This is a genomic window from Paenibacillus sp. GD4 (assembly GCF_030846225.1).
GTDB lineage: Bacteria > Bacillota > Bacilli > Paenibacillales > NBRC-103111 > Paenibacillus_G > Paenibacillus_G silviterrae.
This window is the reverse complement of sequence record NZ_JAVCYK010000002.1, coordinates 524,327-539,199: the sequence shown is the minus strand read 5'-3', so window position 1 is coordinate 539,199 and position 14,873 is coordinate 524,327. Positions and strand designations below refer to the sequence as shown.

Annotated in this window: 7 protein-coding genes; all 7 read left to right on the top strand. The window is 48.2% G+C overall.

The window, feature by feature from the left end; genetic code table 11:
• Positions 1-80 precede the first annotated feature (80 nt).
• The 7 genes from RAC89_RS25490 to RAC89_RS25460 all read left to right on the top strand — a co-directional run bounded on the left by RAC89_RS25490 (position 81) and on the right by RAC89_RS25460 (position 14,864).
• The gene (locus RAC89_RS25490) at positions 81-6,197 is read left to right on the top strand and encodes a pectinesterase family protein (RefSeq protein ID WP_306616545.1); all 6,117 of its coding nucleotides are present in this window, start codon (positions 81-83) and stop codon (positions 6,195-6,197) included.
• Between the two features lie 583 nt (positions 6,198-6,780).
• Positions 6,781-6,960 carry a hypothetical protein gene (locus tag RAC89_RS25485; RefSeq protein WP_306616544.1) on the top strand — a complete coding sequence of 60 codons (180 nt, stop codon included), beginning with the start codon at positions 6,781-6,783 and terminating at the stop codon, positions 6,958-6,960.
• 138 nt (positions 6,961-7,098) lie between these two features.
• Complete coding sequence (locus tag RAC89_RS25480; RefSeq protein WP_306616543.1) at positions 7,099-8,430, top strand: ABC transporter substrate-binding protein; 1,332 nt, start codon at positions 7,099-7,101, stop codon at positions 8,428-8,430.
• A 132-nt stretch (positions 8,431-8,562) separates the two neighbouring features.
• Complete coding sequence (locus RAC89_RS25475) at positions 8,563-10,344, top strand: cache domain-containing sensor histidine kinase (RefSeq protein WP_306616542.1); 1,782 nt, start codon at positions 8,563-8,565, stop codon at positions 10,342-10,344.
• 7 nt (positions 10,345-10,351) lie between these two features.
• A complete protein-coding gene (locus RAC89_RS25470) occupies positions 10,352-11,965 on the top strand; it encodes a response regulator (protein ID WP_306616541.1) in 1,614 nt (537 codons plus the stop codon).
• 145 nt (positions 11,966-12,110) lie between these two features.
• On the top strand, positions 12,111-13,919 hold the full coding sequence (locus tag RAC89_RS25465) for a GH32 C-terminal domain-containing protein (protein ID WP_306616540.1): 1,809 nt from the start codon (positions 12,111-12,113) through the stop codon (positions 13,917-13,919).
• Positions 13,920-13,940: 21 nt separating this feature from the next.
• Positions 13,941-14,864, top strand: coding sequence for a carbohydrate ABC transporter permease (locus tag RAC89_RS25460; RefSeq protein WP_306616539.1), 924 nt, complete (start codon positions 13,941-13,943; stop codon positions 14,862-14,864).
• The last annotated feature ends 9 nt before the right edge of the window (positions 14,865-14,873 follow it).

Below are 14,873 nucleotides of genomic sequence, written 5' to 3'. Positions count from 1 at the left end.
TTTATTGACTATGACATAGTGTCAACCTTTATAATAACCATCGCAAGGGACACACAATACATTGAAGGGAGAACTGATACGTGCAGAAGGAAAAGCCGCAAATTAGCTCTCAAATGAAGTCAAGGAAAGCGATTAGCACATTACTGACTTTCTTCATGTTTTTCACCTTAACCTTTAACAACGTTGGTGTATTTGCCAGTGAAACATCTAACGACCGGAAAGTTGACATTTGGGATTTTGGAGGAATCCAAACCTCGGGAGATTTATACAACAATCATATTACAGCGGAAGTTCTTAACAGTAAAACGACGATTAAATCCGGTACGTTTGTAACCACTTCATTTGGAGATGTAACGATAGCCAATCCGGTTACAAGCGATAGGTCATACTATTATGAGTCAGATGGTACTACCGTTGGTATAAATTCCTCTGGGTTCTGGGGAACTCAAAAGCATAGCTATGATGATGGATATAACGCAAACGGAGCTTATTACGCTAATGGTACAGGAGGTACCGGGAGAAGATTTTTGACCGTTGATAATGTTATGGCAGGAGATAAAATTACGGTTTATGGCGGAACAAGCAATGGGGATGAAACCATTCACATGGTTCACGCGGCCATCAGTGTAAGCGGTACAACCGTAACAGTAAAGCCGGATGTTACACAAGTTCAGGATAGTAAGGCTGCTTTTACTACATCTGCACAGAAGGTTGAATTCACAGCGCAATATTCCGGATCCTATCAAATTTATGTTACGGCTGGTGCTGGCGGAAAGCCATATTTCCAAAGGGTTGTTAGAACGCCTGGAGTCAAGGTAAGTGGGATTGTGAATGTAAACGGCAGTGATATTTCTCCAGGCTACGCACTTCATTTTACGAATCAGAAAACAGGCGATATGACAACCGTAGATGTGAATGCTGACAATACTTTTAACGCAGTGCTTGCTGCCGGCTTTGATTATATTACAACTTTCAAGAATATAACCAGTTACAGAATTTCCGATGAAACCAAGGTTGTAAGTACATCCATTTCTGATATTTCGGCAGGAAAAAGTGTTAGCTTTGATGTTGTGGCAAACAAGCTGGTCAACATAAGCGGTAATATTAAGGGCTTCGACGGCAGTTATGATGTAAGTAAATTACAAATCAAATTTACTCCTCCAGCAGGTAGCCTCACTTCACCGGTTACAGCTGCAGTAAATACTAATGCTATGACATTTGCAGCTGATGTTCAGGATGGAGTACCATATACAGCCGTTATTTCAGGTGTCAACGATTATGAAATCGTGGATGGCGGCAGCATTAATGTAAGCGTTGACACCGTTCAAGATATTACCGTTGCTAAAAAGGCGGTACATACTGCAACAGGTTTATTCCAGGGATTATCCACTACAGCTCAAATTTCAAGTATTACATTTACAAATGTGGATGATGGATACATGTATGCCGGGACCGTTTCAAACGGAGGATATACGGTAAGTCTTAGAGACGGTGCGTACAGCGTTTCGGCTGTTAGTTCCGAAAATTATAGCACAAGCTCCCACGTGTTTATGAATGGGCAGGATACCGCAAAGGATATTCTGTTTGTTAACAACACGGCTCCAGAGCCGCTTGCCTGGGTTTCGGATTTGTATGTTGGCGACAGCTCGAAGACGAATAATTTCAGTACAGTGAAAGATGCTCTTGCTGCTGCAGCCCGAATGAACCCGACAGATGAAGCTCATAGAATCACCATTCATATCGCACCGGGTGTATACAGGGCACAGCTTATCATCAAAACCCCCTATATTACACTTGTAAATGCGAATCCAAATCCAACCAGCGATCCGAGCACACAGGTTAAAATTACGTGGTATTACGGAATCGGTTATAAATATTACAGCGCCGGAGCCGATGGTTTCTATAACGCAGAGAATGCATTTGATAAGTATTCCAAAAATATTGTCAGTAAATGGGGGGGTACCGTTTATCTCACCAGTACGGCTACCGACTTCAAGGCTCAAAACATAATATTTGAAAATTCCTTCAATAAATATATGACGGATGAGGAAATAGCAGATGTTGTGGAGCTTGCCAATATACCATCCGCAAGTACGATTAATGTTGACAGAAAGGCTTTTACTGATGTTACTTCGAAAACAGCTACAGAAAGAGCCGCAGCAATAATTATCGAGGGAAACCGTGCAGAGTTCGTGAATTGCAGCTTCCTTGGAAGCCAGGACACACTTTACACAGGCGGAAGCGGCACGAATAGCAGTTATTTCAAGAACTCTTTTATAGAAGGCAACACAGACTATATATTTGGCGATGGCAATGTAGTATTTGATAATGTAACATTGAATTTCGCCGGTTACAGTGACAAGGCTGTAGGCGGTTATATTACAGCGGCAAGGGATACGGCATCCTATGGATATCTATTTAGGAACAGTGCAGTGACCGCCGGCGGTAAACTTATGCAGGCTTCAGGTTTCTTCGGGAGACCTTGGGGAGCAGGTGCAAGAGTAACCTTTTTGAATACCAAGCTTCAGAACGGTTCCATCATTGACCCCAGAGGCTGGACGGATATGAGCGGCCCGCCTGAAAACGCTCATTTTGCAGAATACAATACAACTTATAACGGTACAGCAGTAGATACATCCCAAAGAAGAGCATCCGTGTTAACTGAGGCGCAAGCAGCCGCAATCCATATTGCCGATTATTTTGGAGGTTGGACGCCGTCATTTTATACAGCTGACAGTGGGTTAGCGCCAACTTTTAAAATTGCTCCTTTCTTCACAACGGATGATGATATCAATATCCCTTACACCGGAAATACCATTAGCTTAGGTTATGAATTTAATAATCCTAATGATAACTTAAACGACAGTTCTTTACTTCAGTGGTACCGGGTAGGTCCGGATGGTACGGAGACGTTGATCCATGCAACAACACCGTATATTTCCAAAACCTACAAAATGACGAGCGCCGATGTAGGCTATTATATCAAGGCCGTTGTTACGCCGGAAACCGTAAACGGTTTAAAGGGCACACCGATGTCTATTCAGCTTGACAATCTGGTTAGAGCTGGGTCATCGGGCGGCGGAGGAAATGAAATTCCGGATGGCCAGCGTGTAAATATTTATATAGCAGGCGATTCAACGGTTAAGACTTACGGTCCGACATCAGATACCGGAGGCTGGGGGGAATATTTACAGAGCTTTTTTAATTCGGATAAAGTGAATATTGTCAACTATGCCAACGGAGGCAGAAGCTCAAGAAGCTTTATCAATGAGGGAAGTCTTAATAAAATTGCTAATACTATTAAAGCAGGCGACTATTTGCTGATTCAGTTTGGACATAACGATTCGGCAAATCAACAAGGATATCTCTTAGAGAGATTTGTTTCTATGGGAGAACCGGATGCTAATGGCATTTATCCTTCAAATCCGGGCGTGAAAGAACCAACTCCGGCCACTCTTGCAGCACAGTACGGCACAGAATACTATCCATATACAAGCGGTACCTTCAAGTGGTATCTGCAGCAGTATATTGATGTAGCAAGAAATGCGGGGGCAACACCTGTTTTAGTTACCCCAGTCGCAAGACAGTATTTTATCGCGGATGGCACAATAAGACCTCATCATGATGCTACGGATGCCACAACAGGAACGATTACGACTTCCAATAATGCTTATGTAAGAGCTGTTGAACAGTTAGGTGAGGAGCAGGGAGTTCAAGTTATTGGTATGTTTGAGTTAACCAAAGCTTCCTTTGAGAAGGCATACAAGAATGATCCTGCAGCAAATAATGGAAGCTCCCCTTCAGCAAAGGCCATCATGGTTCCTGCAGATTCAACTCATAATAATAAAATCGGAGGTTTTTATAACGGCGGCTTCATTGCTAACGAAATAAAAGGCCTTGGATTTAACATCTCTAACTACGTTATCCCACCTGTAAGAGTAGGTGGCGTAGACAGTAAGAATAGCGTACAATTTGAAGTGGATTCACGCAGTAAAGTAAATGTATTTACCCCTGATGCAGGCGGTAATTATACAAATCAGCTAAATACGTATTGGACCGGTGAGACGCAGGCCCTTATTGATGCTCTTTCCGCTGCATCGCAACAACCAATCATAACTTCAATCGTACAGCCTGCAGATAAGACAGTAATACAAGGCGGAACGATTGCGCTTCCGCAAACGGTAACAGCAGTATACAGTGATGGAACTCAAAAGGATGTTGGTGTCACCTGGGATGCGGTTGACACTACAAAGGTGGGAACGATGGACGTTCACGGAACAGTAGATGGCTTTGCCGCAGGAGTTACAATAAAGTTGACTATTACAGCAAAAGATACTCCTGCTTCAACGATTTGGATAGTCGGGGATTCGACCGTAAGCTCTTTTGCGGATAATTACTATTATCCAAGGTATGGATGGGGTACTCAGATTGGAAATTATCTGGATGGCTCCTTCACCATACAAAATCTTGCCTTGTCAGGAAGAAGCTCCAAGAGCTATACCGTCAATCCGGAGTATCGGACCTTGCTCAGCGGAATGAAAAACGGAGATTACTTACTCATCGGGTTTGGCCATAATGATGAAAAACCAGAAGCGGAAAGGTATACAAATCCGAACGGAACCTATTTGGATCAAGGCTCGTTTGCGAATTCATTATATGAAAACTACATCAAACCGGCTCAGGCGGCGGGAACTCAAGTAATACTTACTACACCTATTGTTAGAAGGACCGATACAGGGGTGTGGAGTCATTCAAATCTTCATATTACGGCAACGACCGGGGATTTTGCAGGCGGAGATTACCCGCAGGCCATTAGGGATTTGGGAACAGCGTTGAATATCCCGGTAGTTGATATGACTGCATTGACCAAAAATCTATATGACCAATTAGGCTCGAGTGAATCGCTGTATCTGCATGCATGGACGTCTTCGAAGCCGTCAAGTGTGGATAATACACACACCAATATCTGGGGCGGTAAATATAATGCATATCTTGTAACAAATGCAATCAAAGAATTAGGTGTAAGCGGACTTGCAGAGCATGTGATCCATGCCGCAGCGCCAACAAAAGCAGATACGTTAGTTTCAAATCCTAACTACCAAGAACCGCAGTATACCGGTGAATTGCCGCAAAGTACCTTGTGGAGTGATCATGGTATTTGGAAAGGGACGGTATTCGGCGATGTTGGCGGTAGTCCGAGTCCTGCAAATCATATCCTCGAAACAGACAGCAATGGAAACATGCATATTGCAGTAGCAAATAATAAAGGGAAAATAGCCAGCGGTACGGATGGATTTGCCATGTACTATTATAAAGTACCTGCCAACAGTACATTTGCTCTAACAGCAAAAGCTAAAATCAATCGCTTTGATCTCAATGATCAAGTATCCTTTGGTCTGATGGCCAGGGACGAAATGTATATCGATTCTTATATAAACTCGACTATGGGTGATTATGTCGCAGCAGCACCTTTAAAGCTCACAAAGGCAGCGACAGGAGGATACTGGAATAGTTTCGCCAGAAAGAGCGGCATACTTACCCAGGGTGGAACCGCTGTAAACCCAATTTCTGAGGGAGATACCGTGAGTCTTTCTATTACAGGCAATTCAGACGGTTATGCAGCAAAGTTTGGAAATGAAGCAGCTATCACCGGAGGGTTTGATTTTAAACTCACAAGCATCGATTCGGATTACGTATACGTAGGTATGTTTGTCGCACGTAATGCGGATATAACCTTTAGCGACATCAAATTGGTTGTTGACGGTGTTGAAGTGACATCCGGAACTACAAATCCTACACCGGATACAACAGCTCCTGTGTGGACCAATGGAACGTTAGTTGCGTCCAATGTAACGAAAACCGGATTGACCTTAACCTGGACAGGTGCATCCGACAATGTCGGAGTGACCGGCTACAATATTTATACGGTGACAGGCGCTACGTACACGGAAATAGCTTCTCTTGGCAATGTGAACACCTTCAATGTCACCGGTTTGGTTAAGGACACCGAATACACCTATGCGGTGAAAGCTGCGGATGCAGCTGGGAATTGGAGTATCATCGGCCCAAGCGTAACGGTAAAAACCGACCACGACAACCGGGACAACAATCCGGGCAGAAATTCTGCCGGCGATGTCCCGGGTAGCAGGAAGGAAGCTCCCAGCCAAAGGCCAATATCACCGGTGAACAAACGGTGATCGTCCTGGCGTTTGAACTTGGCACCGTAGAGATTCGAAACCATGCGCAAGTGCCTTAGAAATTAAAGGATCGTTTGGAGTGCAAAATCACGCTGTAGTTCGTGGAAAAAATGGCCGGACAGGGGTTCATCCTTGCCCGGCTATTTGTCATTTTTGCTCCGTGGTCATCTTAAGCAAAATAGGGGCAAGCGAAAGCCATCCGACCTCTTGAGTCCTTTCGAGTGGACCATCTTCTTCCGGATCATTCTGCCGCTGTCAACGCCTGCACTCGCTACACTGGGAGAACGCCTGGTTTCCGGCGATGCTGTAAATCGACAACCCCAATCTGGTGCCGCTACGGCTCATGATGGTCCGCATCATGGACAGAACGATTCTTTGTGCAAGGGCTGATGGTTGGTTCTCTTAAGGGTAGATGAGGGACAACCTTTATCAGGCAATTAGGCAAAAAAGGGGAAAAACGGTTAAGGGGGTAATACCGGAAAGCACCTGTCATGAACGATGTAAAGTCGTGGTAAGACAAAACAAGGCAAGACGGCATACTTAGGTATCTAGTATACTCACATTAGTAGGCGAGGATATTCAAATGAAATTGGTCAACAAAGTATCGCTGTCCGACATGTCCATCCTGCTGGCAGCATCCTTGGCATTAACGGCATGCAGCAGCTCTAACAACAACGAAGGTATCCGCCGGGAAAGGTTCCGCCTGTCCCGGCGGATTTCCTTGTTCAAATGGGCGGTGACGGCCGGAATGATTTCTTTATGAACAAATATTGCTTCCCGCTCCAAAGGTTGTCACAATCAAATTGAAAGTAAGGAACAGAGAATAATGAATTTATTCCGCCTTTCCTTTTGCTAAGATTCAGTTAAGAAGTTCACCATCACAGAAAAGAGGGGAAAGGAATTGAAGAAACAATTGAAAATCGTTTGTGCCTCCATTCTGGCGGTTAGCTTGCTTGCAGGCTGCTCGGATCAAGGCGGCAACCAGAGCACTACAGGCGGCAACGCAACCGCGGGCAAGGATAAGCAAGTAACGCTCACATTCTGGAGAAACTCCGGGAATGACACGGAAAACGCAGCTTATGACAAGCTTGTCGCTTCTTTTATGGAGAAAAATCCCAACATTAAGGTCGAAATGACTCCAATTCCATATTCGGATTACGACACAAAGCTCAGGGTTTCCATCGCTTCAGGCAGCCCGCCGGACATTATGGCGCTCGACGCTCCGACATTAGGCTCCTACGCGCATGCAGGGGCGCTCAAGCCGCTGACGGCTTATTTCAAAGCGGACGGTAACATGGAAGATATCCCCAAATCGACGCTGGCCACTTATACGTACCAAAACGACATTTATATGGCACCTCTGACGGAATCGTCGATAGCGCTGTTCTATAATAAAAAGCTGTTCGAAGCCAAGGGCATCCCGCTTCCTTCCAAAAATCCGGATGAGCCTTGGACTTGGGAGCAGGTATTGGAGGCAGCGAAGAAAATTAACGATCCGGCGGCAGGGATATTCGGAATCGATCCGGCGCAGGGCTTTAACAACGCGGGAGCTACCGCTTATTTCAAATATCCGATCTTATGGCAATTCGGCGGGGAGATCATGGACCCGGAAGGCAAAACGTCTAAAGGCTTTCTCGATTCGAAGGAGACGAAGCAAGCACTGCAGTTTTATGCGGACATGTACAACAAGCACGGTGTTTCCGCATTGGAATATCCGCCGGATCCGTTCCCGAACGGGAAGCTGGGCATGACCGTGGACGGTTCCTGGTCGCTCGCTTACCTCGCCGATAAGTTCCCGAACTTCAAGCTGGGTCAGGATTACGACATTGCGCCATTGCCAAAGGGAACGAAGCAAGCGGTAGCCAACGGAAGCTGGGCGCTCGGCATTTCAGCCAAAAGCCAAAACCCGGATGAGGCTTGGAAATTTGTCAATTATGTCACCAGCAAGGAAGGACAAATCGCGTACAGCACCATGACCAAGGACATTCCGTCTCGCTATTCGGCTGCGAAGGAGTTTCCGGAGTTGAACCAATATCCGAAGAACGTCTTCGTTGTGCAAAATCAGAAATACGGAAGACCTCGTCCGATCACGCCGATCTTCCCTCAAATGTCGGAGGCCGTGAAAACGCTGTTTGAAGAAGTGGTTATCGGCAAACGAAATATCGATGCATCCACCGCCGAAGCTATTAAGAAGATCGACAAGGCCTACTCGGATTTGGGAATGCAGAAGTAAGCTAATTAGCTCCGGCTGACAAACGATACAGAAGAGGCGGTTCAACCTGTTGAACGCCTCTTTCTGCTATAATGGACGTAACTCTTCAATATCGACTTAGCTTACTAATGCAATTGCAGGGAGGGCTGTCCGGTGTTTTACTCATTACGCAGTCGTCTGATGACGGCTTTCTCCATTCTCATGATTATTCCCTTCGCTGCGATGGCTTATTTTCTAAGCGAGCAATCTTCCCGGCTGATTCAAGCCTCCGTAGAATCCTCAGCCTCGCAGACGATTGAACAGTTCGCCTCCCACGTGAACACACTGCTGACGCAGGTCGAGGATATCGGCAATCAAGCGATGAGCAGCAGAGTAACGCAAGAATGGGCGGCCACGCTTCTCCAACAGGGGCAAGCCGTGCAAGAGCAGATTATGGCCAAGCAAAGAATGCGGGAGCACTTATCCTCGTATACCATTAACAACTCGAACGGCATTACACTCTCTGCCTTTGCTAAGGAAGGGGGCGGTATTTGGACGCAAGACCGCACTTATTTGAATAGCGTTTGGTATAAAGATTATACATCCGATGGCAGGAGATGGACTTCAGCACATAAAGAACCTGACCAGGCGGATGATTTGCTGCGCTCTCGCCACGTGAACAGTCTGATTGTTCCTATGGTGCATCTGCAGAACTTGCGTAACGTAGGCGTTCTCAAAGTGAATTACCCTACTTCCTTGCTCCGCAATGCGATTGATAAAATCCACTTTGGGAAAACAGGCGAGGTGTTTCTGCTCGCGGACAATGGGGAAAGCATCCTGAATCAAGATTTGTCCGTTAAACAGGATTTGCTCCGGATCGGCATAGTCGAAGCGAAGCTTCGCTATCCGCTGCAGGCAAGCGGTGTTTTTCCTATCGAGCATCAGGGAATTACTTACTCGATCTTCTTTCGCCAGCTTGCCGGGCAAAATTGGACCCTCATCGGCACCGTGCCTCAAGAGGAGCTGTATGCCCAGATTCATCAGACGCGCCAGATGATCGTTCTCGTCAGCGCGCTTTTGCTTCTGCTTGCCTTGGCCGTAGCCTACCGGCTTTCCTACGGTATTACCAGACCTCTCAGCAGAATGGCTCTCGCTATGAAGCATGTGAAGCGTGGGGAGTTCGCCACCGCACTTGGTCTTATGCAGGATTTACCCGTCAAAGGCAGCGAAGTGGGCTACGTGGCCGGCGTGTTCGACCAAATGACGCAGCGCCTGAAATACTTGATCGAAACGGAATATGAAATGAACCTGCGCAGAAGAAACGCGGAATATAAAGCGCTGCTGCTGCAGATCAACCCGCACTTTTACAACAATACGCTGGAGATCATCAGTGGTTTGGCCGCAACAAAGCGGGAAGAGCTTGTCATGGATGCAACGGAAGCGTTAGGGAAAATGATGCGGTATTCGCTTAATCTGAACAGCGATTTGGTTCAAGTCGGTGAAGAGATGGACTACATCCGCGATTATCTATTTATCCTCCGGCTGAGGCATGGGGAACGGTTGCGCATGGAGGTACAGGAGGATCAGGAGAGCAGAAGGCTGCTGATCACCAAGTTCATCCTGCAGCCGCTTGTGGAGAATGCTGTAAAATACAGCCTGGAGAAGGACGGGCCTGCCGAGGTGTGCATCCGTTCATCAATAGTAGATGACCATTTGTATTTGTCCGTGCGCGATAACGGAATCGGCATGCCCGAGGAACAGATCCGCCTTCTGCAGGAGGAAGGAAGCAAGGATGATTTCATCGCAATCCTTAACAACGAAGGGTACAGCATTGGGCTTCGCAACGTCCTCTCCCGCTGCCGGTTGAACTATGGGCCCGAGTTCGAGTTCATCCTTCATTCTGCAGAGGGACAAGGTACGGAAATTATTCTCCAGCTTCCGTTGATAAGGGGGTGATTTACACATGTACAAGATCATGCTGATTGACGATGAGATAGGGGTACGCAACAGCATCAAAGCGAAGATTGACTGGGCTGCCGCGGGCTACCGGATCGAAAGCGAAGCGTCGAACGGACTGGAGGCGCTGAGGCTTCTTCAGAAGCAGCCGCTGCCGGATGTGATCATTTCCGACGTGCGGATGCCGCAAATGGACGGGATCGCTTTCATCAAGGAATGTAAGAAGCAATATCCCGACATTAAAATCGTGGTCTTGTCGGGCTACTCCGACTTCGAATATATGAAGGCGGCCATTCAATACGGCGTCAAGGATTACCTGCTGAAGCCGGTCGTCCGAAGCGAATTAACCGTACTGCTTAGCAAGCTGGCCGATGAGCTGAAGGAAGACCAAACGAAGAGTCAAACCGAGCGGCTGGACCAAATCCAAAACAGCGAGCATTGGCGAACGCTTCAGGAGCAGATGATCTGGAAGCTTGTCAAGGAGGAGTGGTCCAGCTTATCAGACATGAAGGAAAGATTGCATCGCTTGCAGCTGGGCGCCTTGGCTGCGGATGAGCTGCACGTCCGGTTCTGTGTGGTAGAAATGAGAATACCGAAAGGGAGACTGGACGATTGGAGCGAACGCAAGGATCTGCTTGGCCTCGCCTTCGGGATGGTATGTAGGGAAACAGTGGAGCCATGGTCGCAGGTCTATCCCTTATACGACTATCATTACCCTTCCATGATGTATTTCCTCATCGTTCGAGAGGGAGGGAAGGATGAAGGGGAGGCGGCTGCCGAGCTGACCGGTGAGCTGCGGCGCAATATTAAACAGTACCTTCGCGTCGAAACGGTTATCGGCATGGGGGAATCCGTGAATGGGTTAGCCAAGTGGAAGGATGCCTATGCTTCCTGCATGCTGGCATGGAGTCAAGGAACGGTCGTCGAATCTCCCGGGGGGAAGCAGCCGCTCTCCGGACTGGAGCATTCCTTGTCTCCCGACATGGAACGCAAGCTGACCCTAGCGATCGAAGGACTGGATACGGCGGGGTTACAGAAGCATCTGCAAACGATCTTTCACACCGGTTCGGATACGCCTATGTTTGCCTTCACCTTCCTTACGTTTCGAATTATCCTGCTGTTCAGTACCATTGCCAAAAAATTCGAGATCGGCGACTCTTCCCTTCAGAGGCACTTATGGAATTGCCAAATGGCTGTCAGGGACTCAAGCTCCAAAGAGCAAGTGTTTCAGCAGCTGGAGGAGCTGGCGCAGCTGGTTATGGAAGAGGTCAGGAAGACCCGGTTCTCCCAGGGCCAGCAGCTCGCGGAAGCTGTCCGAAGGTACGTTGACGAGAATTTCTCCTACGAGCTTTCTTTGTCTTCCTTAGCTGAAATGTTCCATATCAATGAAACTTACCTGTCCGGCTTGTTCAAGCAAAATGCCGGGCTCACCTTCAGCGATTACGTATTGAAGCTGCGGATGGATAAGGCAGTGGAGCTGATGAAGGAAAAGCGGTTGAAGCTTACGGATATTGCCACGATCGCAGGCTATTCCAGCTCCAGCTATTTCAGCACCGCATTCAAAAAGTACTTTGGCATGAGTCCGAAGGAATACCGGGAAGAGCTTCTCGGACAGGAATAGCATCATCAAGTCTCACTCCTAGACCCAGGAGTGGGGCTTTTTCGTCATGCATAAGCAAGTTAAAACAAAATTTCTGATCATATTGAAATGAATGCGTGAGAAACTTCGATACAATGAGGGAAACCATTGGCGAAGGAGATTCAAGATGTGGAGTAACAAGATGAAACGTTCATCGGCGGGTACGCTGCTCCTCTTCAGTATATTGGCATCGGGCTGCACGGATGCGGCGGGAAGCAAAGAGCCGAATCATTATACGGAGCCGTTCCGCCCGCAATATCATCTGTCGCCTCCGACAGGCCATATGAGCGATCCGAACGGCATGGTGTTTTACGACGGGGAGTATCACCAGTTTTATCAAAACAGCGGGCAATGGGGGCATGCGGTGAGCAAGGATCTCCTGCATTGGGAGCATCTGCCCGTAGCGCTGGCGCGGGACTCGCTCGGTGAAATCTGGTCGGGCAGCGCCGTGGTGGATTGGAAAGATACGAGCGTTTTTTTTCAGGGAAAGCCCGGACTGGTTGCGATATTTACTCACTTCAAGAACGGGGAGCAATCGCAGAGCATCGCATACAGCTCGGATAAGGGACGGACCTGGACGAAATACGCAGGCAATCCTGTCATTCCTAATCCCAGCCTGAAGGATTTCAGGGACCCTAAAGTGATCTGGCATGAGCCCACCCGCTCTTGGGTCATGGTCGTCTCGGTGGATCAGAAGGTCCAGTTCTACACCTCCGCAAACCTGAAGGAGTGGAAGCTGCAAAGCGAATTCGGCCTAGGTCAGGGCTCACATGCGGCGGTATGGGAATGTCCGGACCTGTTCGAGCTGCCGGTGGAAGGCAAGAAGGAGAAGAAATGGGTACTTGCCGTTTCCATTGGAAATAACACCGTAACGAAGGGCTCCACCGCCCAATATTTCGTCGGCGCCTTCGACGGGAAGACGTTCAAAAACGAGAACCCACCGAATCAAACGTTATGGACCGACTATGGCAAGGACTTCTACGCAGCGGTATCCTTCTCCGATATCCCCGCTAAGGACGGCAGGAGAATCTGGACGGGGTGGATGTCGAATTGGAGATATCCGTTCCAGATGCCGACCGCCGCATGGAAAGGCAATTTATCCATCCCGCGGGAGCTGAGGCTGCGGGATATCCCGGGGACCGGCCTTAAGCTCGTTCAGCTTCCGGTCAAAGAGCTGACGAAGCTGCGCGGCAAAGCTGTCCAGCTGTCCCGGCAGGAGCTGGTTCCCGGTCGCAATCCCCTTGCCGGAATGAAGGGAACCTCTTATGAGCTGGAGGCAGAATTTACTGTGGGCAGCGGCTCGAGGTTCGGATTCAAGCTTAGGACAGGATTAGGGCAAGAGACACTGGTCGGCTACGATGCCGCCGCCTCGAAGCTTACGGTTGACCGTACGAAATCAGGCATCTCTTCCTTCGAAAGCGGCTTTGCCGAGATTATGCAGGCCCCCGTACAGCCACATGAAGGAAAGCTTAAGCTTCGCTTCTTCGTGGATGAATCGACATTAGAAGTATTCGCCAATGACGGCGAAGCCGTGGTTTCGTCTATCCTGTTCCCGAATGCCGTTAGCAATGGATTGGAGTTCTTCGTTTCGGAGGGTAAAGTTACCTTGGAGAAGCTCCGCTATTATCCCATGAAGTCCATATGGCGCGATGAGGACCCGAGCGGAACAACTCCGCTCCGCGTAGTGCTGAGTCAGCCCGTTCTGGATGTCGAGGTCGGTCAGACTGGACAGGTGGAGGCTGCGGTGATTCCCCTGTCGGCGGTACAGGAGCTGAAGTGGGAAAGCAGTGATCCGGAGATTGCCGCTGTGAAGGGAACGGGGATAACGAACGCCGACGTAACCGGACTGAAAGCCGGAGAAGCGGAGATCAAGGCTGTTACGGGAGACGGCTCGGTGGCCAGCGTTCTGAATGTGTTTGTTTTTGAAAAAAAATAATCCTGGGGGAAGGGCTACGTCATGGAAATACCTACTACACTGTCGGCGACAAAAGAAAAGCGAGCAGCCAAGCGATTTCATCGACACGAGCAAACGACCGCTCTTTGGTTCATTCTGCCTGCGCTGCTTTTACTGATTGTATTTGTTTTCTACCCAATGCTTCAAGCGTTCATCATCTCCTTTCAGAATTACTCGCTCGTTGCATCCAAGAAGTCCTTCATCGGGCTGGACAATTATATTGCCTTATGGCATGACAAAGCATTCCACAACAGCTTGAAGAACTCTTTCTACTTTGCCGCCGTGGTGATACCGATCCAAACCATCATTTCCTTAGGTCTTGCCCTGCTGATACAGAAGCCTGCGCGGATGACGGGATTATTCCGGACCGCGTATTTTATCCCGGTGGTCATCTCTACCGGCGTGGCGGCTACTGTATTCAAGTTAATCTACAATAAAGAGTTCGGTCTGCTGAACACGATATTGAAAACGGTGGGCTTGCCCATTACGAGCTTTCTATCCAATCCCGAAACGGCGATGAACGGCGTCATTGGTCTTGGGATTTGGAAGGCTGCGGGATTTTTCATGATTATCTTCCTCGCAGGCTTAAATAACATTCCGGGGGATCTGTACGAAGCGGCAAGGGTCGACGGGGCTTCCAAAATCCAGCAGTTTGTCAGCATCACGCTTCCGCTGCTGAAGCGGACTATCGCCTTTGTCGTTATTATTACCACGATCGATGCGATCAAGCTGTCCGGACTGGTTTTTGTGCTCACGAACGGAGGGCCGAACGGCTCTACGGAAACGGTCGTATTTTATATTTACAAGCTTGCGTTCCAGCAGATGCAAATGGGTTATGCGACTGCTGCCGCCTTGGTGTTGTTTGCCATCGTATTAACGATTTCCATCATTCAAATGAGGCTCTTTAGAGAGGATACCGAGGAATAGGGGGAAGGA